Origin of the sequence: Bacillus salipaludis (assembly GCF_030938565.1) — a bacterium.
GTDB classification, from domain to species: Bacteria; Bacillota; Bacilli; order Bacillales; family Cytobacillaceae; genus Neobacillus; species Neobacillus salipaludis_A.
The window spans coordinates 1,917,710-1,939,152 of sequence record NZ_JAVGVR010000001.1; the positions used below are offsets into that span (position 1 = coordinate 1,917,710).

General features: G+C 35.3%; 15 protein-coding genes and 2 pseudogenes. 16 read left to right on the forward strand and 1 reads right to left on the reverse strand.

The genetic code is table 11. The annotated features are described in order from the left end of the window. The first annotated feature begins 29 nt into the window (after positions 1 to 29). From RCG21_RS09435 to RCG21_RS09485, 11 genes and pseudogenes are all read left to right on the forward strand, one after another. Positions 30 to 1,079: an XdhC family protein gene (locus RCG21_RS09435; RefSeq protein WP_133338305.1), complete on the forward strand. Its 1,050-nt coding sequence runs from the start codon at positions 30 to 32 to the stop codon at positions 1,077 to 1,079. Then, positions 1,072 to 1,695: a nucleotidyltransferase family protein gene (locus tag RCG21_RS09440; RefSeq protein ID WP_133338303.1), complete on the forward strand. Its 624-nt coding sequence runs from the start codon at positions 1,072 to 1,074 to the stop codon at positions 1,693 to 1,695. The genes RCG21_RS09435 and RCG21_RS09440 overlap by 8 nt, the downstream gene beginning before the upstream one ends. Before the next feature lie 913 nt (positions 1,696 to 2,608). Beyond that, a pseudogene (locus RCG21_RS09445) lies at positions 2,609 to 2,863 on the forward strand (helix-turn-helix transcriptional regulator); the annotation flags it as partial. An 815-nt stretch (positions 2,864 to 3,678) separates the two neighbouring features. Continuing rightward, positions 3,679 to 4,596 (forward strand): class II fructose-bisphosphate aldolase, encoded by a 918-nt coding sequence (locus RCG21_RS09450; protein WP_133338301.1) that lies wholly within the window; start codon positions 3,679 to 3,681, stop codon positions 4,594 to 4,596. 592 nt (positions 4,597 to 5,188) lie between these two features. Next, complete coding sequence (locus RCG21_RS09455) at positions 5,189 to 5,944, forward strand: IclR family transcriptional regulator (RefSeq protein WP_133338299.1); 756 nt, start codon at positions 5,189 to 5,191, stop codon at positions 5,942 to 5,944. Between the two features lie 241 nt (positions 5,945 to 6,185). Next, on the forward strand, positions 6,186 to 7,010 hold the full coding sequence (locus tag RCG21_RS09460) for a transketolase (RefSeq protein ID WP_133338297.1): 825 nt from the start codon (positions 6,186 to 6,188) through the stop codon (positions 7,008 to 7,010). A 1-nt stretch (position 7,011) separates the two neighbouring features. Beyond that, positions 7,012 to 7,962 (forward strand): transketolase family protein, encoded by a 951-nt coding sequence (locus tag RCG21_RS09465; RefSeq protein ID WP_133338295.1) that lies wholly within the window; start codon positions 7,012 to 7,014, stop codon positions 7,960 to 7,962. Between the two features lie 39 nt (positions 7,963 to 8,001). Further along, the gene (locus RCG21_RS09470; RefSeq protein ID WP_235824914.1) at positions 8,002 to 9,453 is read left to right on the forward strand and encodes a four-carbon acid sugar kinase family protein; all 1,452 of its coding nucleotides are present in this window, start codon (positions 8,002 to 8,004) and stop codon (positions 9,451 to 9,453) included. Beyond that, positions 9,454 to 11,217, forward strand: coding sequence for a thiamine pyrophosphate-binding protein (locus RCG21_RS09475; RefSeq protein WP_133338291.1), 1,764 nt, complete (start codon positions 9,454 to 9,456; stop codon positions 11,215 to 11,217). Positions 11,218 to 11,374: 157 nt separating this feature from the next. Beyond that, positions 11,375 to 12,322, forward strand: coding sequence for a sugar phosphate isomerase/epimerase family protein (locus RCG21_RS09480; RefSeq protein WP_133338288.1), 948 nt, complete (start codon positions 11,375 to 11,377; stop codon positions 12,320 to 12,322). 227 nt (positions 12,323 to 12,549) lie between these two features. Then, positions 12,550 to 13,814 (forward strand): annotated as a pseudogene (locus RCG21_RS09485) (allantoate amidohydrolase). Between the two features lie 301 nt (positions 13,815 to 14,115). Here RCG21_RS09485 and RCG21_RS09490 read toward each other — a convergent pair. Next, a complete protein-coding gene (locus RCG21_RS09490; protein ID WP_133338284.1) occupies positions 14,116 to 15,750 on the reverse strand; it encodes a PucR family transcriptional regulator in 1,635 nt (544 codons plus the stop codon). 263 nt (positions 15,751 to 16,013) lie between these two features. Here RCG21_RS09490 and RCG21_RS09495 point away from each other — a divergent pair, with 263 nt between their 5' ends. The 5 genes from RCG21_RS09495 (at position 16,014) to yhfH (ending at position 21,335) form a co-directional block, all read left to right on the forward strand. Then, positions 16,014 to 17,372 (forward strand): allantoinase, encoded by a 1,359-nt coding sequence (locus tag RCG21_RS09495; RefSeq protein ID WP_133338282.1) that lies wholly within the window; start codon positions 16,014 to 16,016, stop codon positions 17,370 to 17,372. A 277-nt stretch (positions 17,373 to 17,649) separates the two neighbouring features. After that, positions 17,650 to 18,414, forward strand: coding sequence for a (S)-ureidoglycine aminohydrolase (gene allE, locus RCG21_RS09500; RefSeq protein WP_133338280.1), 765 nt, complete (start codon positions 17,650 to 17,652; stop codon positions 18,412 to 18,414). Between the two features lie 149 nt (positions 18,415 to 18,563). Then, entirely contained in the window at positions 18,564 to 18,932 is a 369-nt protein-coding gene (locus RCG21_RS09505) for a cupin domain-containing protein (RefSeq protein ID WP_235824911.1), read from the forward strand. A gap of 224 nt (positions 18,933 to 19,156) precedes the next feature. Next, on the forward strand, positions 19,157 to 20,455 hold the full coding sequence (locus RCG21_RS09510; RefSeq protein WP_133338276.1) for a uracil/xanthine transporter: 1,299 nt from the start codon (positions 19,157 to 19,159) through the stop codon (positions 20,453 to 20,455). A 706-nt stretch (positions 20,456 to 21,161) separates the two neighbouring features. Beyond that, positions 21,162 to 21,335 carry a protein YhfH gene (gene yhfH, locus RCG21_RS09515; protein ID WP_133338274.1) on the forward strand — a complete coding sequence of 58 codons (174 nt, stop codon included), beginning with the start codon at positions 21,162 to 21,164 and terminating at the stop codon, positions 21,333 to 21,335. Positions 21,336 to 21,443 lie beyond the last annotated feature (108 nt).

Consider the following 21,443-nt stretch of genomic DNA (forward strand, 5'->3'; position numbering starts at 1 on the left):
CATTTTTTAGCAGGTGGGAGGAGTAATGTGTGTCAAGGTTACAAGAAATGAAAGATGTATTAAGAAATATCAGATTAGCATGGAATCGTAACCAAAAAGCAGCCATAGTCATTCAAATTGGCGTAAAGGGTTCTGCATACAGACTTCCAGGAACAAAAATGATGATGGCATCGGACGGACAAATGTTCGGAACAATAAGCGGTGGGTGTTTGGAAAGCGATTTATACGGCTGGGCAGAAAAAGCTATGGAAATGAATTCTCCTTTAACACACAAATACGACTTAAGCGAAAATGAAATTTGGGGTTTAGGAATAGGATGTAAAGGTAATCTTGAAATGCTGATCCTGCCCGTTGATCGAAATGATGAATTCTGGGTTAAAACCGACCAAGTCGTACAGAAAGGACAACACTTTACACTTGTATTGGAAATCCCTACGGGAAACAGGTTGTTAGTTGATAAAGACGGCCATTTCATTGGAAATCACGAGAGTGTGCCTCTTGAAGTTATTGAAAAAGCAAAAACTGTGATGGATACGCAAACTCGTGCAGAAATAGTAGCTTGTGACGGAAGTAGATATCTAATTGATGCCGTTAAACATAGTGAACACTTGATTGTAGCAGGAGCAGGAAAGGATGCAGTACCCGTTGCAGATTTGGCAGCTAAAGTTGGCTTTTCTGTCACAGTCTTGGATTCACGTGAAGATTTCAATAATTCTCGTTTATTTCCTTTAGCTTCGCATTTGAAAAAGAGCCCTGAGGAAATCGACCCTAATGATGTCACTGATTCATGGTGGGTGATTATGAATCATAACCAGGCTTTGGATGAAAAAACCCTACAACTTGCTTTAAAAAGTGACCCGCGATACATTGGTGTTCTTGGTCCAATCTCTCGTACAGAAGAAATGCTGATCAATATTGGACAAAATTTTTCCAGCGGACCAATTCGCTCACCACTTGGTTTGGATATAGGAGCTGAAACGATGGAAGAAGTGTCTTTAAGTATTGTATCGGAACTAATGACAGTTAGAAACGGGAGAAATCCTAGGCCTTTGCATGGTAAAGTGAAAATTCATGCATAAAATTGGTGCAATCATACTCGCTGCAGGTATGTCTAAACGAATGGGAGAACCTAAACTATTACTATCCATACAAGGCAAACCTCTTTTTCGTTACGTCCTTGGACCAGTCGTTGAAAGCTCTTTGGAGCCGATCATCTTGGTTGCCGGTAAATATATAGAAGAAATCAATCAACATACTGTGGACTATCCAGAAATAAAGATAATTTTTAACCAGAATTATGCTGCGGGGATGTCCACATCTTTAAAGCTGGGAATCCAATCTATCAAAGAACATGTGGATGCCGTTATGATTTTCCTTGCGGATCAGCCTCTTGTTTCTAGTACCGTCATACAATCTTTAATGGAAAAATATGAAGCAAATAGAAAAGAAGGAATTCGGATTGTCCGCCCAGAATATCAAGGCAAATTAGGCCATCCGGTATTAATGGATGCGGAATTATTTAACGAATTCCATACAATTGAGGGGGATAGTGGCGGTCAAAGCATTATAAAAAAATATAAGCACGTAATGAAGATTGTTTCATTTGACAATCCAATGTGGGGAGTGGATGTTGACACACCTGAAGACCTCATGAAGATGAAACAGTATTTTGATTCAGAACATAATGAGGAGTGAGAAATGGGATTAAATCGTTACAACGTCGTCATTATTTCACTCATAATCATGAAGTTTCTAAACAACGTATTCTATTCGAATGCAATCGAAGTTATAAGACTAATTAGGAGAACAACATTTATAGAAGAAACTCGTGAAAAATAGCCTTTACTCATAAAGAGCAAAGGCTATTTTTCAATGGAAAAGTGAATTTTGCAGAAATGAAGCTTAAAGGGAAATATCCACTACGAGGCCGACATTTTGTTAAACTATCAGGAAGTATTCTACGAAATAAAATCATTTATTTAAAACTTTGTGGAAGGTATATTCAGAAAGTATTTATTATATTGGAGACTTTAAGAATTGAATTGGTAAAATATAAGAATTCATCTATTTCCGGGGTGGAGCTATAAACTTAACCTTTTTGCTTTTTGTTTTGAAAAATCGTTTAGGTCCGAGGCCAAGGGCGGATAAAAGGATTAGGGACACCAGTTTTTTTATAAAACTATCATAAAAATATTAAATGTCATGATCACTCCGCTTCTGAGTTTGTTGTGTCTCTGCACTCCCAGCATTCCGCTCGATTCCTCTCCATAATAGATAATTCCTCTCCGCAAGAAATACAAAAATCCATTAACAATCCCCCTTTCCGTGTTATTTATTGAAAACCCACAACTTAATATAGTAAATAAGTTTGTAGGGTAATTATAACACTTAGTTTTCTGAAAAAAAAGAAAATAAACATATAAATTAAGTTTCATAAATTGCAATCAGATTACTGTGCCATCTCGAAGGAAAGTAAAATCTAAAAAATACAACTTTAGATTTTTAGGAGATAACTAGGGGGGAGGGATATAAATAAAAGTGATAGAGCTAATAACATGTGAGTTCTTTCTTTAGAAAAGATAAGATATTTGAAATTGGAAAAGCGCATAATATATTCATTGAACTTAGTCCGAAAGTGATTGCCCAGTTCAAAAAATACAAGACTTTAAAAGTTTTCATTTCTTATGCTAATCCTCACTAAAACACAACAATTTTAAAGACTTTTATTAATGTAAATGATTCAGAAGAATTGACTGTAATAACAAATTGGCTACTTTTTCTAGGTGGGGATATCAAGATTAGGGAAGTGACAGAAGAAATCTTGGAAGGTATACAAGAGAGATTATGCTTAGTCTGCCCATAGGCAGTGTCAGTTAAAACCAAAAAAAAGTCTTATATTCTTTTATTTCTTTTGCTAAAGCATCTATCTATTCCTCAAACGTTAGATAGGTGCTTTTGGTGTTCTATAAGCATTTTACTGTACATTTCTAAGGTTAAAATATGACTATGACGATATAAGGTTCCCTGAAAAGGATTCCGTACGGCTGCTACTATAAGTTTTTTGCTGTTGTTTCAGCCCACTTATGAGAATCACTTTTACATAACTCATTGATTTTTGATAAGTTATTTTCGGTAGATGCCAGTACATCGTTAGATATATGGTACTTTAATAAAGTTTTAAAGAACCTCATTCCATTTTGATGCTTACCGCGTTGATTATTAGCAGTAAGCCAAAAGAAGAATCAGTAAATTTAGATCCTACAATAAACGCTAAATAAGAAAAACGGAAAAATTTAATGCAAACCATATGGTTCTAATAGTAACCGGGTAGCATTTTTAAACGGCTTAACTATTTCAATTATTCTATTAACGAAAAAGTAAAAAAGCGTAAATTACAGGTTGGTGCGAGTAATAGAGAATTTAATCTTTTGATGAAACCGTGTCAATCAATGCTCCAATAACTTCCTTCCAAATTAAACCTTTTGCGGAGGCATTTATTTTTTTCTGGGTGGAAAGAGTAAAAATTTTTGCAATATTTTTGATAAATGGTTAAAATAAAATGAAACACCGTTGTTTATTAAGTAACGAATTTGGTGTGAAAGAAATAAGTTACACCGTTTAAAAAAGAGTTAAAATCTAAAACTTGTGTATTTCAAACAGAAAGGTGGTAAGAAATGAATGGAAACAAATTTAAAAGCAAATAATGTTTGTTCGTTAACTAAAGTCCTTGCATTGGCTAAGCAAAATCAATTTGCTGTCGGTTCATTTACTCCTAGAGCTACAAAAATGATAGCTCCTATTCTTAGAGCGGCCAAAGAAATGAATTCTGCAGTTATTGTTCAGACTTCTGAGAGGGAGCAAGAACGATATGGAATTAATTTAGAGGAATTTAGTAGAGAGTTTTATCGTGTTATTCAAGAGGAGAATATTAAAATCCCTGCTGTATTACATTTAGATCATACGAAGGACTTCAATGTAATTTCGGAAGCTATCGAAGTTGGTTTTACATCCGTTATGATTGATGCATCAGAGCAACCATTTAAGAAAAATATCGAGATAACAAAAAGGGTTGTTGAGTATGCACATTCAAAAGGCGTAACAGTTGAAGCTGAATTAGGCAAAATTGGGACAACTGACTTTATTGAAACAGACGTTGATGAAGAGCTATTTACAGAACCTGAAGAAGCAAAACAGTTTGTTGAAGAGACAGGAGTTGATGCATTAGCGGTTTCTGTAGGGACTTCACATGGGGTCTATCTTGTTAAAGATCCAAAAATTGATATTGAGCGTTTAATTGAAATTCGTGCGTTAACATCTGTACCATTAGTGTTACATGGCGGTTCGGGCATTCCATCAGAAATAATTAAGAATGCAATTCAAATTCCTAGCGGTGGAATTAGTAAAGTGAATATTGCAACAGATTTAGAACATGCGATGATAAAAGCTCTAAATAGAGAAAATTATGTTACTGAAAAGGAGTGGTCTGAACTACCTACAGTAACATTAAATTTAGTTCAAAAGGTTGTTCAAAACGTAGTAGAAGATAAAATTGAAAACTTTTTAATTAGTAACGGTAGTGCTTCATACTATGTTTAAGAAGTCACATTACATGAAAATAGTAACCTACTTTAAACTGTAACTCCCCATATTTCCGGGACATTTCAATTTAATTTTTTTGTAGTCCCCTGGGTGTGATGAGTGGGGGCTATTTTTTAACCATAAAATAGATCTACTTTCCATTTTGCTCCATACTGGCGTCCGTGATATTAAGCTCATCGCATAGCTTCTTTAACTTTAACTTAGAGTGGATGTCTTTTTATCGTCCACTACTTAATGAAGGTTGACTTAAAAGGGCATGAAAGGTGTTCTTTATGGGGTCATACCTTCTTTTTAATTTATCGGAAAATATAAATTTTGAATGGTTTTATGCCTATGATAATTAATTTTAAATCAAACCCTTGATTCAAAAAGTAATTTTAAAATATTTGAATAGTTACGACCTTATGGTAAAATTTCTAATTAAAGATAATTGAGTAAGGTATTATTGCTTTATACGCAACGTCTTTTCTGATAAAATGGAAGAAAATAAAAATTACAGTGGTGTCATTTTATATAAATAAGGTCGTATTACTCTTGTGGTAAGTAAACGGGATCAGTAATTTAGGCCTGAATCGGGGGTTTAATATAAATGGTTAAGTCAGTAGATAGGGCATTAACAATTATTTCATTAGTAAGCAAGCGTAAAGAAGGGATGGGTGTTACTGAGCTGGCCGCCAATCTAGATTTAAATAAAAGCTCTATATTCAGATTATTAAGTACTCTTGCAGATCATGGATTCATCGAACAAAATCCTGAAACTAAAAAATATAGATTAGGCTATAAATATTTAGAATTAAGTTCGATGCTACTTGAATCTATTGACCTGAGAACTCAAGCTAAACCTTTTTTGGAAGAGTTAGAATCACAATTTAATGAAGTAATCCACTTGACGGTATATGATCAAGGAGAGGTAATTTATATTGAAAAACTTGAAGGAAGTGAAACCCTTAGAACGCATTCTCAAGTAGGAAGAAGGGCCCCGATGCATTGTACGGCAGTTGGGAAGGTCATCTTAGCACATCTGCCGCTTAATGAGATTGTAGATATAATTGACAAGTATGGTTTACCAAAACATACTGAAAAAACGATTACAGATAAAGACTCTTTTTTTAAGGAATTGGGAAAAATAAGGAACGAAGGCATTGGTAAAGAAGTTGAAGAAAATGAACCTGGAGTCTCCTGTATTGCAGCACCAATTTTTGATAATCGGAAGAAAATTACCGCTGCTATTAGTATTTCAGGACCAAGCTTCCGAATGACTGAAGAAAGATTAGCTGAAATTAAACCAATTATAATGGATATAGGTATAAAGATTTCCAAGCGGCTTGGTTACACAGACAATTGATTGGTATGAAGTAAGAATTGGTTATAAGACCAGTTCTTTTTTTATGCAAAAAATTATTGATTGTCTGTTCACCGACGAATTTTTATAAAAAAATTTAATTACAAACACTTGAAATATTCAAAAAACGGTGATATTATCAAAATATGAAACATGGTTAGTTGATAAGCAACAACGAATGTCTTATTTTTTTAATTATAAAATGAAACGATGTTGCTTATTATGAGATGAAGGAGGAGTAATAATGGTTTTTTCTAAAGAGAAAAGCGAACTTTATAATGATTTAACCAAAAGAATTCGTCGGCACATAGTTAAAATGACAAATCATGCCGGAAGTGGGCATCCCGGTGGTTCTTTATCTGCTACTGAACTTTTGTCAGTACTTTTTTTTGAACACATGAATGTAGATACCAACAATCCAGAATGGCAAGACCGTGATTGTTTCTTCCTATCAAAAGGACATTGTACACCTGTGTTTTACTCGGTTTTAGCTGAAAAAGGATTCTTCCCTATTGAAGAGTTAATGACATTCAGGGATGTAGACGGTAGATTACATGGACATCCATGTGGAGAGCATATCCCAGGTGTAGACATATCATCAGGATCACTTGGTCAAGGATTATCAGCTGCTAATGGTATTGGATTAATTGCAAAACTAGATGGTAGCAATAGAAGATCATATTGCATGATCGGTGATGGAGAGTTACAAGAAGGTCAAATATGGGAAGCGGCGATGACAAGTGCACATTACAATCTTGATAACGTTTGTGCAATAATCGACTGGAATAAAATCCAACTTGATGATTTCGTTGAAAATGTGAAAGGTGTTAAAAATCTTGGAGATAAATTTAGAGCTTTCGGTTGGCACGTTGTTGAAATCGATGGCCATGATATCAATGCAGTAAATGATGCGTTTAAAGAAGCTAAACGCACAAAGGGTAAACCTACTGCAATTCTAGCTCATACCGTTAAGGGCAAGGGAGTTTCATTTATGGAAGATACACATGAGTGGCATGGAATGGCACCGAATGATGAGCAGTTAGAAATCGCTTTAAAGGAGTTGGCTTAAGATGGCAAATCTAGAAGCACCACGTAAAGGTTTTGCTGATGCACTAATTAGACTTGGCGAAAGACATGATAATTTAGTAGTTCTTGATGCGGACTGCGCAAAATCAAATATGACAAATCTTTTTAAAAATAGATTTCCAGAACGCTTTTTTAACATCGGTATTTCTGAATGTGATTTAGTTGGAACTGCGGCTGGCATGGCGATAGCAGGTAAAGTACCATTTGCAAATGCTTATGCAAACTTCCTTACTGGACGCGCATTTGATCAGATGAGAATTTCGGTATGTTACTCAAATAACAATGTGAAAATTGTCGGTCATAACGCTGGTACATCAGCTGCTCAAGAAGGAGCAACACATTTGCCGCTTGAAGATATATCTTTAATGCGCTCTCTTCCACGTATGACAGTAATTGTTCCAGCAGATGCTGTTGAAATGGAAAAAGCAGTAGAAGCAGCTTATTACCATGAAGGACCTATTTATCTGCGTGTTGGAAAATTACCAGTACCGATCGTTACAAAGAAAGAAGAACCTTTTGAAATCGGTAAAGCAATTAAATACCGTGAAGGATCTGATATTACAATCATCAGTACTGGTATTATGCTTGATGAATCACTAAAAGCAGTAGAGGAGTTAGAAAAACAAGGTGTAAGCGCTGAACTTTTGCACATTCATACAATTAAACCTATTGATAGAGAAGCAATTGTAGCATCAGCTGCGAAAACAAAAAATGTTATCTCAGTTGAAGAGCATTCAATTATCGGAGGTTTAGGTAGTGCAGTTGCTGAAGTACTATCAGAAAACCAACCTGCTAAATTAAGAAGAATCGGTACAAATGACCGTTTCGGAGTTTCTGGGAAAATGGATGAACTCCTCGACCTCTTTGAATTAAGAGCACACCGGATTGTTTCAACAGCAAATGAATTATTAGGTGAAAAAGTAAATAGCTGGTAACCTATTTAGATCATGAAAGGGGGATGGGTTTTGTCAAACGTGACCCAATATCCAAATTTAACGGATACATTAGAAAATCCTCTCTTCTCTAAATCAGATGATAGTCTCCGTGCAAAAATAAAAGATCATTTAAAACAAACAAAACATAAGTTTATTGTTCTAGATGATGATCCAACTGGTGTCCAAACTGTCCATGATATTTTTGTCATTACAAACTGGAGCAAAGATTGGATTAAAAAAGGTTTATCTGATCAGAGAAGTGTACTTTACATTTTAACAAATACAAGAAGTTACAATGCCGAAAAAGCTGAAAACATCAATAGAGAGATTGTTCAAAACATTGTTGAAGTAACGAAAGAAATGGGTATTAACTTCTCAATTATTAGTAGAAGTGACTCAACATTAAGAGGACATTATCCACTGGAAATTGATGTACTACAAGATGAACTTTTTAAAGTGGGTAATGGTGAGACTTCAGGACACTTAATTATACCTGCCTTCTTTGAAGGGTATCGTTATACATTAGATAATACTCATTATTTAGCTGTAGATGGCCAGCTTGTCCCTGTATGTGAAACGGAATTTGCGAAAGATTCGGTATTCGGCTTCCAAACAGCTAATTTGCCAAAATGGATTGAGGAGAAGACAAATGGAAGAGTATCTTCAGAGTCCGCATTGATCATTTCACTCGAAGATATTCATATCGGTGGTATTGATAAAATTTACGAGATTTTACTCTCTGCCAACAATAATACTCCTATTATAGTGAATGCTAAATCTTATTATGATTTAGACATTCTATCATTAGCAGTCCTAAAAGCAATTGATTCTGGTAAACAATTCTTATTTAGAACTGCGGCATCTTTTGTAAAATCGATTACTGGAATAAAAGATCGTCCATATTTGTCAGCAGATGAGATTGTTTCAAAAGATGAAAGCCGTAACAATGGTGGATTTATCGTTGTAGGTTCTCACACGAAAAAAACAACGGAACAAATTAACGAACTAATGAAGAAATACCCGATTGAACAAATCCAACTTAATGTTGTGAAAATAATAGATGAAGAAACAAGAGCTGAAGAGCTAACACGAGTATGTCAATTAGTAGATTATAATATTTCTTCTAATCGAGATACGCTTGTTTATACAAGTAGAGATGTAATTATTGCAAAAGATAAAGAAGAAAATTTAAAAATTAGTCAAACCGTTTCACGTGCTTTGGTCGAAGTGGTTCGTTCACTAAAAGTTAAGCCGAAATTTATCATAGCTAAAGGCGGTATAACCTCTAGTGATGTGGCAACTAAGGGCTTGGAAATCAAACATGCAAAAATTTTAGGGCAAGCAATCGCGGGTGTTCCAGTATGGTTAACTGGAAGTGAAGCTAAGTTTAAAGATACACCTTATATCGTATTTCCGGGTAATGTAGGGGAAAAAGAATCGATTGCTCAAATCTTTGAAAATATTAAAAACGATCAAAAGGGAGAGTTTTAAATGGCTAAACAAAAAATGACAGCAGCTGAGTTAATTGCATTGTATTTAGAAAAAAGAGGAGTAAAACATCTTTATGGTGTACCAGGAGCTGCAATCCTACCATTTTATGATGCAGTAAAAGAATTAACGAAAATCGAGTCATATGTTGTTCGTCACGAGCAAACGGGTGCTTTCATGGCTGACGGTTATTCAAGAGCAACTGGTGAGGTTGGTGTTTGTGCTGCAACTTCAGGTCCAGGAGGAACGAACTTCTTAACAGGCCTTTACAGTGCATGGATGGATTCAATTCCAATGATTGCTATTACTGGCCAACAAAAAAATAGTTTAATTGGAACAATGCAATTCCAAGAAGCTCCTATAGTTGAAATGGCTAAACCTGTAACGAAAGCTGCATATCGTTTAACAGACGGTTCGATAGCTGCTCAATTTATCCATGAAGCATGGATAACAGCTACAACTGGTAGAAAAGGTCCAGTTCTACTTGACTTACCAGTTGACCAACAAAAAGTTGAAATCGAAGTTGATATCGATGAACTGATTGCATCTACTCCAGTAGATAACTTACCACAAGCTACTGATGCGGATATCCAGAAAACTTTTGAATTATTAAAAGATGCTAAAAGACCAGTATTGCTTTCTGGTGGCGGGGTTAACCTTGCAAACGCTACTGCTGAACTAAAAGCATTAGCTGAAGAACTTCAAATCCCTGTTGTAACTACTGGTATGGGTATGGATACATTCCCTAACGATCACCCATTATTCGCTGGACGTATGGGTACAATGCTTGATACTCCATTCGGTAACAAAACAATTGTTGAAGCTGACTTAGTAATTAACCTTGCTGGACGTTTTGCTGACCGTTCTACTGGTAATGTTGGCGTATTTACACAAAACGGTAAGAAAATTATCCACGTAAACCTTGATAACAAAGAAATTGGTAAAGTTGTACCAACTACTTTAGGTATCGTTTCTGATGTTAAAACATTCATGGTTAAACTTACAGAAGCGTATAAAGACCTTGGGGCTACTGTAGCTGCAACTGCCGAAGCAGATACTAAAATTGACTTAACGGAAGAGCGTAAAAAATGGGCTCGTAAAACGGATTACAAAACACTTCCGATCAGACAAGAGCGTGCATTACGCGAACTTCGTGAATTCTTAGATCGCGATGCATTCGTATCACATGACTGCGGTATCAGCCAAATCTGGTCTTGCCAATTATTTGAAACGTATGAACCAAGAACATACCTATTAACTGGTGGTGCAGGTACAATGGGCTGGGGGCTTGGTGCAGCAATGGCAGCAAAACTTGCTTTTCCTGAAAGACAAAGTGTTAACATCCTTGGTGACGGAAGCTTAGGAATGTCATTACAAGATATCGCGACAGCTGCAAAGCATGATATCCCAGTCATCATTTTCTGTATGAACAACTCATTACTTGGATTAATTCGTCAACAACAAAACTGGTTCTATGATAACCGTCGTATTTCGACTGACTTAGAATACAAGAACGAATTAACTGATGGTGAACATAGTGAACGGGGAATTGACTTCGTTAAAACTGCAGCAGGCATGGGTGTTCGTGGTGAGCTCGTTACTCATTATGACGATATCAAACCAGCATTACAACGTGCAGTTGACTCAGGTAAACCATATATAATCGAAGTACTAGTAGATGGTGATCCTGAAAAAGCATGTGAGTTCTCTAATAACGGGGCACTTAACGGATTTAAATATTCCGATAAAATCAACTATTCCAAATAGTTATTACTTTGTAAATCTCTGAGAACCTAATGAAGCAATTGGTGATTTTCCGATTGCTTCAGAGATAATCTTGTCAAAATAACGGTTATGTAAATGGAATCAAGTTAACGAAAAAGTTTCAATATTAAAGGAGGGAAGCCGAAAAATCGGCGAAAACATGTCAGCAAATCTTCATAATTCAATGAAAGTCGGAATTGTCCATTTTATGGCTTATCCTGAAACAATGGGTGGAGAAGGTCCAACTGTTGAAACAGTTAAGAAAATTGTTCAAGATGATTTTTTCTCTGGAATTGAGATTACATCTATTAACAACCTTGAAGATCGTAAAGAGGTTGCGCAAATTTTAGAATCTGGCCGAATGACTGTCGGATTTGGTGCACAACCAATTCTTTTAAGAAACAAAGGAAATCTTAACTCTTTTGATGAGGCTGAGCGAAGAAGAGCGATCGAATTAGTGAAGGGTGGAATTGACCAGGCATACGAATTAAATGCTTCTAAATTTGGTTTCTTAAGCGGTGCAAAACCAGATGCTGATCAAGATACTGCGTTACAATTATTATCAGAATCGATTAAAGAATTATGTCAATATGCAAGATCTAAAGGTGATCTTATTCTTTCACTTGAAACATTTGATGATGAGACAGATAAAAAATGTTTAATCGGTTCTAATAAACTTGCTGTTGAAGTGGCAAAAGAGGTTCGTAAAGTAGATCCTACTTTTGGATTAATGCTTGATTTAAGTCATTTACCAATGCAGCGGGAAACGTCAATTGATGCATTAACGGTTGCTCGTGACTATATTAATCATGCACATATCGGAAATTGCTACATTAAAGATACTTCTAATCCTGCCTATGGTGATCAGCATCCCCGTTTCGGCTATCCAGGAAGTGAAGTAGATGTTCCAGAATTAGCAGAGTACTTACGAGCTCTATTAGAAATTGGCTATATCGGCAAAGGGAATAAGAATGTTGTTGCCTTTGAGGTAAAACCAGTTGGTACAGAGTCATCAGATATTGTTATTGCCCAGTCAAAACGTACGCTTATTGATGCATGGTCATTAGTGCATTCAACAAAAGGCCGCCTCGTAAGTCTTTCTATATAAATTGCAATTGCTTTACTGAGCGACAAGTATTTGTACTTGTCGCTCAGTAATATCATGAAAAATACACCAATAACTAAACAAATGAATCAATCGTTTAACTCGCTTATGATACAAAATGACTTATTGTCTATCATCTGCCTAGGATGTTATGATTCTATTAAAAATTACGTTTTGTAATAAACAATACTATGATCTTATATTGATTATATAGGAAGGGGAGTTATTGTTTGGTTAAACTGCAGCAGGACATTGACGCGAAAAGAATCAGTACTAGAATTGAAGAACTTGCTCGTTGTTCATCTACTACTGTCGGTGTCACAAGATTACCATTCACCATCGAAAGTACGAAAGCCGAAAGACTTGTTGAAGAGTGGATGAAAGCAGCAGGGATGTCTGTAAGAAAAGATGGTCTTAATAATATGATCGGCCGTTATGAAGGAAAAAATCCAACAGCACCCGTTTTAATGATTGGTTCCCATTTAGATAGTGTCATTGAAGCAGGTAAGTATGATGGGATTTTAGGTGTTATTTCGGGAATAGAAGTTGTTCAATACCTTTACGATAATAAAATTGTTTTAGACAATCCAATTGAGGTAGTTGGTTTCTGTGATGAGGAAGGAGTAAGATTTCATTCAACTTTCCTTGGAAGTAAAGCAATCGCTGGAACTTTTACTCCAGAAGATTTGGAAAGAACAGATGAAAATGGAATCACTATTGCTGAAGCTTTAAAAGCAATTGGAATTTCTGACCCAGATGCATATAAACACGCTAGTCGTACTCCTGAGGAACTTCTCGCTTATTTAGAACTTCATATCGAACAGGGACCTGTTCTTGAGAAGGTAAATGAGGCAGTTGGAGTCGTTACTGGGATTGCCGGTGCGACAAGATTTTCTTTTGACATTATTGGAAAACCGGGTCATGCAGGGACAGTTCCTGTTGCTATTAGACAAGATGCCCTTTTAGGTGCAAGTGAACTTATTTCTTTTATCGAGAAAATTGCACTCGAAAACGTACCATTAGTTGCAACAGTTGGTAAACTTACAGTTAGTCCTGGTGCGAGTAATGTCATACCAGGTTTCGTTACAGGAACGCTCGATATTCGGGATTTAAATGTCGAACGTAAACAAAAAGCGATTGATGCTATTTTAATAGCAAGTGAAAGAATAGCTGAGACTAGAGGATTGCAAATTACATTTGAAAAAGTAATGGAAGCTGACCCGGTATACTGTAGCGAAGAAATCATGACCTTAATTGAACAATCAATTAGTGAACAGGGGGAAGCGTTATTAAGCTAGTGAGTGGTGCTGGTCATGATGCAATGGCGATGGCCGATGTGACGGATGTTGCGATGATTTTCGTTCGTTGTAAAGATGGTCTTAGTCATCACCCTGATGAATTCGTGACAGATGAAGATATGGGTGCCGGAGCTAAAGTGCTTCTATCTACAGTTATGAAAATAGCTGGAAAACAGTCTAATAATATAGATGATTAATTAAAAAGACTTACTAAAAAACTTGTGATCCGGCTATATAGGATCACAAGTTTTTTCTTTAAGAATAATAGAAAAACAACAAGCAGAAACTATTCACTTATATCGATGATAGAATGAGAAAAACTAAGGCTTTTGCCATTCGATAGGCAGCGAGCCTTAGTTTTTTGATTTGGTTCTTTTCTATAAGAGATTGTTTTTTTAAAAGAAAAATCTCCTACCCCTCATTACTAAGTAAATAGCAATTAAGTTTGCTAAAACAGCCTTTTAATTTCATTGAAAGGTCTGATTAACTCCCTCTCATTTAAGTAAAATTTGATCGTAAAAGTAACGCGATTCGTAATTGCAGCGATTCTTGAGAATCATGGATGGAATAATTTAAAATTTCTTCACATTTGGCAATTCGATATTTTACTGTATTTCTGTGTACATACAATTTTCTAGAGGTAATCGCAATTTCACAATTATTATCTAAATAGACAAATAAAGTATTAACTAAGTCTTCTTCATCCTTATTTTTCGGATACGCCAGAGAGCGCAACGTATTTTCGTAAAATTTCCGCAGATCCTTCTCAGGAATTAATCGAATCAGTTCCTTTAATTGCTTCGTTTCATAAAAATTTATAAATTTGTATTGAAACAATTCTTCTCCTTGTTTCCATGCCTTCACCGCTTCTTCATACGTTACAGGAATATTGGTAAGATCATTAAAAAAGTTACCGATTCCAAACGAGAGTGAAATTTTCAAATTTGTATAGGCCTCATTCTGAAATTCTATAAGTCTTTCTTCAATTGAGCTTTTATTTGGCTCATCAATATTTGAAGGAAACTGCATTAAAATCACAAAATATGAATCCTTCATGAAAACGATATTTTTATTATCGATTTTTAAAAATGATTGTTTAAAAAATTTATATAAATAATCGTATAATCTATTCATGATATCTGTGCTTTGTTTATTATCATCTATCTTACATACAATGCAAACGTATTTCTGATTGTCTAATAAGCCATACTGTTTTCCCATGTGAATAATTTCTTGTTTAGTCGATACGTTCCCATCAACAAGCGAAGCAAAAAAGTGATTTTCTAACATACGGCTGTTCTCTCTAATCGCCTCATTTTTAAGCAAGGTGAATGATATGACAGTTGATGCTTGCTCGATGGTTAATTGTGAAGAAGGATATGGCAGCTTCTCCGGATTTAAAATAATTAATAAATATGGATATGGGTTCATCGTTTTTACTTTAAACATTTTTAACGAAATTACTGGATGATGTTGACGAGTGATACCGATTGTAAGGTCATTTTTTTCTCGGTAGTTATCAAGATTACGTTTAAAATGATCCTCCACATTTTCCATGACGATTTTCATATTTCCCGTTTGAAAATGGTGGGAAAATGATGTTACATCACCGATAGGGTCTAGAAGTAGAACAGGACATTTTAATAAAGAACCAAGGTTTTCGATTAAAGAATGCAAACTATAGCCTTTCATCATCATATTGGTAAATTTCTTGTGTACATGAATCGCGTAAAATAATTCTTCAATTTGGTTATCCCAAATAAAGCTTATTAATTGATGGGCTACCGTACCTAATGTTAATGATTCCGGAATTTGAATGATTGGAAATTGTAATGAGTCAGCTAAATCGATTACCTCTTGTGGAATGACATCAATGAATCGTTTAAGTTTAATCGCAATTCCAGCACAGGGACGCTTATTTATTTGCGAAATGAGATCACCTAACTGGTGCGGGGCATCTTTAAAGGCGTAGCCTGTCGTCAATAATAAGGAATTCTCGGCCAAAAAATGGATGACGTCAGGAGTTTCTGATATCTCAATTGAATCAACTTTCCTTTTGAGTCCGGCATGTCCAGCAAGAATTTTTGCTTCTTGTAATACATCTACGATGAATAAATCTTCGACAATTTTCATTCTAATCCCTCTTTTCTCCTTCTTTTGCCAAGTATATTTTTAATGATTGAACGAGAATAGACATTTTTTAATGTTTTGTTTAAACAAATATCTCTAACTAAATTGTTTAAAGTGAATAATGATTTTGAAAATTAAATCATTTAAAATTAATTGTACAAAGAATTGATTTGGAATGAAACTGTTTTCAAAAAAATTTGCAAAAAGGCAGCTTAATATAAAAGTCATTTATTATCTTGTGGTTTTTACCATTGAGGAGGGAAATTATGGGTACATATGATTTAATTATTCGAAATGGAAATATTGTAATAGACACGATTGTTCAAGGGGATATTGCCATTAAAGACGGGAAAATTAAAGAAGTGTCTGTCGGAAAAAGTTTAGCAGCAACTGCAGAGAGGGAGATTGATGCAAGTGGACAGCACATCGTACCTGGATTAATTGATACCCATGTCCACTTTAATGAGCCAGGCAGGACTGAATGGGAAGGCGTACGAACAGGTAGTAGAAGTTTAGCGGCAGGTGGGGTAACAACCTATTTTGATATGCCATTAAATAGTACACCTCCAACAATTAATAAAGAGAATTTGGAATTAAAAAGAGTCTTGTCCGAAGAAAAGTCGGTTGTCAATTGCCGCTTTTGGGGTGGACTTGTACCAGAAAATATTGAGAATATTAAGGAACTATATGAAAATGGGGTAATTGGTTTTAAGGCTTTTATGTCGCCGAGTGGAATTGCCGATTTCAATCATGTAGATGATCGGGCGATTTTTAAAGGAATGAGTGAAATCGCTTCAATTGGTTCTTTATTAGCAGTACATGCCGAAAGTACGGTTATTTGTGATCAACTCGCTGAAGAAAAACAAAGGCAAAATAAAACATCTGCCAAAGACTTTGTTGAATCAAGACCGATTATTTCCGAAATTGAAGCGGTAAGACGGATTATTTCGTATGCTGAAGCGACAGGTTGTAAACTGCATATCGTTCATGCGAGCAGCCGAAAAGTCGTCGAAGTCATTAATGAGGCTAAGCAGAGAGGTGTAGATATTACTGTGGAAACATGTCCTCATTATTTATCATTGACTTTGAAAGACTTAGAGGAAAAAGGCGGGGTGGCAAAATGTTGCCCACCACTGCGAGATAATCAAGAAGTAGAACAGCTATGGCTGGCTGTAGCAAATGGTGAAATTGATGTCATAGCTTCTGACCATTCTCCTGCACCGCCAAGCATGAAAAAAGTAACAAATGGAGACTTTTTTAAGGCTTGGGGCGGTATTTCAGGTGCTCAATCTACCCTGAATATTATGTTGACTGAAGGGTATTTTAATCGTAATCTGCCTTTAGAAAAGGTTGTTGAGTTAACGGCTGCGAATCCTGCTAAGCTGTTCGGACTTTATCCGCAAAAAGGAATCATTGCCGTTGATAGTGATGCCGATCTGGCAATAGTAAATCTAAACGAAAGCTTCGAGCTGAAACAGGAAGATTTGTTCTACCGCCATCAGCAATCCCCATATGTTGGCAAAACCTTTAAAGGAAAAGTGACAACAACGATCGTAAATGGAAAGGTTGTCTTTGAAAATGGCAATATTACAATTGGGGAAAAAACCGAAATCAACTCCTATTAATACCATATGTTAGGAAACAAAAAGCTAATAACAGGACTAGATCACTGTCTCATGTCCTATTATTAGCTTTTTTAGATGTCTAAAGAAAAGTGGGAGATACAAATCGGTTTGAAGGACTAAGAAAATTGTAGAAGTAAAAGTCTTAATTTATCCAAAGTATACAAAAATAAAAAGTGTTTTTATTCATTAGTGATAATGACGAATAAAGTGAAAACGATTAACATTTAATTAGAAACGAATAATTCAAAGAATAAAACATAAGGGGAGTTTAAATAAGATGGGTTATCCTAAAGACTTATTATCAAGCAGATCAATCATTGAGCACGGTAAATATGCATTAATCGCACCTGAAGGCTTGGTTAACAATGTGATTCCAGGATTTGAAAATTGCATTATTTCGATTTTAGGTTCACCAAAACTTGGAGCAAGCTTTGTTGATTACGTTGTAACCATGAAACAAGATGGTAAAAATAGTGAGGGATTCGGCGGGCAAGAAAATATCGAGACGTTCGTCTATGTTCTTGAAGGCAAAATTAAAGCTGCTGCAGGTGAGCAAGAATTTATTCTTGAAGAAAGCGGATATTTATACTGTCCTCCAGGAACAAAAATGTATGTAGAAAACCAATTTGGCGGAGAATCAAAACTATTTCTTTACAAACAAAAATATCGTCCGCTTGAAGGACGGAAACCATGGGTTTATTCAGACCATGCGAACAAGATTGAATATAGAAATTATGATGATATGCATAATGTTAATATTAAAGATCTTTTACCTACAGACCTAGATTTTGATATGAATTTTCACATTCTTTCTTTTGACCCTGCTGCATGCCATCCGTTTATCGAAACACATGTACAAGAGCATGGTGCCTACTTACTTTCAGGAGAAGGTATGTATAATCTAGACAATCAATGGATTCCAGTGAAAAAAGGAGATTACATTTTTATGGGACCATATGTACATCAGGCAGCTTATGCTGTAGGCAGAGAAAATTTAACATACGTTTATTCTAAAGATTGCAATCGTGACGCTGCATTGTAAAAGGTAAGCAGAATGATAGCTTAAATGAAGAATAGAAAGGAAGTATATTCTTCATTGTAATGATCATATAAAAAATAACAACAAAGTATGCAAAAATAGCTAAAAAAATAAGAAAAATGAGGTGTTGGGAAGTGGAAGGGGAAGCGACTTTGACAAAAATCGAAGCGATAAAAGCAGAAAGAGTTTTCGAAATTGATAAGATCGCAAAATTTGATCCAGATGAAGCGCAAAAAAACTATTTCTATGAAACAGATAAAACAGTTGGAGCCGTTTGGTGTCTTGAGCCTGGCCAGGAATTATATTTACATTCCCATTCGAATGTTGATGATATTTGGGTGTGCATGGAGGGAGAAGGAATTTATTTCCCAGACTTAGAGAATGAAATTCCGATTAAAAAAGGCATGGTATTATTAGCTAAACCAAATCAAATTCATGGAATGAGAAATACAGGGACAGAGCGATTCATGTTTGTAGGCTTTGCTGCTGGTTCATTGCCAATGGATATTACGAGATATTAATAGTAATAATGAATTTATAAACTATAAATTTGTTAAACTAAATAATGTAAATATCCGTCTTTAAAAAGTCGATTGATGCTTTAAACATTCATATAATAAGTGATTGAAGAGGAGCGATTGTAATGAAGACAGTCGCTTCTCTTCATTTTATATAAATAAATCCAATTTATTTCAATCAATAGGATTCATAAAGTAATCATTGTTTTTGGAAGAGGTGTCGATTCATGATAAAGCAAGGAGCTGTTGTAGCATTCTTGTCTCCTGTACAGTGGCTTTTTTTTATGTTTGCTAATACGGTAGTTGTTCCAATTTCTATTGGAGCTGCGTTTCAGCTTCCTCCCGAAACGATTGAAATGACAATAAGATGCTCTTTTATCTTTACAGGCATTTCTAGTATCTTGCAGGCCTGGGTTGGCCATCGTTATCCATTATTGGATAGTCACTCTGGATTAATGTGGGGCTTAATGCTAAATATGGGGATTTCGGCTTCCGCACTTGGTATAGACTATGCAACAGTTGGGGGAGGAATTACAACAGGTTTTCTGCTCGCAGGAGCTGTAACTGTTCTAATTGCTGCGTTCAATTTTATTTCGATTATACAAAAAATCATTAATCCGATGGTAATAAGCGTATATATTTTTTTGTTAACCTTTCAGCTCATCTTTATTTTCTTCAAAGGAATGTTCAAAATAACTGAAAATGGGACAATTGATCTTCCTGTCAGTTTTGTTTCAATTGGGGTTGTTATTTTTGTAGCTCTATTAAAGATTAAAGGCGGAAGAGTTTTTGGCAATTTTTCAATTCTGATAGGAATGGTTGCAGGATGGTTAGTGTATCGACTTATTTTCCCGTCAGTTCATCCGGTAGAAGGCTCTTCTAGTATGGAATTCACCATATTCCCTCTTGGGGCTCCGAACTTAGAGCTAGGGATTGTTTTCGTCTCTTTTTTTGCATCCCTTCTGACTTTGACGAATTCTTTTGCCTCCATTCAAGCTGCTGCAGATGTATATAAGGTAAAGGTAGAAAAAAAACAATACAAAAGCTCAATTTTTTTAACGGGGATTTTTGGGGTTATCACTGCCATTTTTGGCTTAGTTCCTTTTACACCCTTTACATCCACAATCGGATTCTTACAAAGTACAAAATTATATAGGAGAAAGCCGTTTATGATTAGCGGTTTTGTGTTTATCCTGCTTGGAATTATCCCGCCTTTAGCTGAATTTTTAGGTACCATGCCACTAACAATAGGTAATGCGGTTTTATTTGTTGCTTATCTTCAATTGTTTGGGACAGCTTTAAACAGCTTAAAGGGTATATTCTTTAACTCGGAAACGATATTCCGTTTAGCAGGTCCGGTACTAATTGGAGTCAGTCTAATGAATATCCCTCCGGCCCTATTCGGCAGTTTTCCAGTTCTATTGCAGCCATTAATTACAAATGGTCTCATTATGGGTGTAATCATATCGATCATTTTAGAGAAAATGGTAGATTGGAATAAGTTAACAACGAAATTAGCCGGATAGGCATTACGACAAATAAAGAAAATTGGATTGAAAACTTTTCTTTATTTGTCGTCACTTTAAAATTTGGGGTCATTTTTATGCTGGATTTAATCTATTAAATGATATGACGGATGTGCATGATCGTTCCGATTGCCTTCTGGATAACCCGGCTTAATCTTTTTCGACAAATGATTTACCAGCGATTTAGCTGGAAGGGAAAATTAATTATGATATGGCACCCCTTAATTTCGGTAAAAAATATTCCGAATATTCTTGAATCAATTTCTTGCATGTGATAAAATTCATTTCAACAAAAGATTTAAAAGAAACTGTATCTCTTAATAAGCAACAGATAATAGAAAGGCGTGATATTTATGAAATAAAAAAAGAAAGGTGGATACAATAACTGGCCCCTAAACGATTTCCTTAAATTCTTTATAAGCTTAATTACCTATATTAGCTTTGTCCTTAAGTGCAGCAAGCATAGGGAGGTAATATTGGTGGTTATTAGAATGGTTGTTATATTTATAACGACAAAAAAAATAACTTGGTAATACAGGTCTTTTTTATTAGAATAAAATAGAAACAGCGTTGTTCAATAGCGAACGTAATTAGTGCCTTCTAATTATCAATAAAGACGGTATTAATGAAATTTATGCTTATATACCAATGGGTTAGACTGAATTTTCATTCAAGATTAATTAACTAGATTAAGAGGAGGATTTTTATGTGCGCAAATATTACAATTGAACGGAAAGACACTGATTACCTAGGGTTTTATAAAAATCTACCTTCAAAAATTTGTTCTGATTGCGGCTATGATATTATCGAACAGCATGAATTGTACCTGAATAAATGTGAACAGTGCATAAAGAAGGAGTATGATTGGGATAAAAAATGAGTATTGAAAAACGGTGTTACAAAAGAGCTTTTGAATTTCTCATTTTCGATAAGTATCTTGAGAATCAAAAAAGAAAGTGAGGAATTACTAGAAGAGCTCAAATAGCAC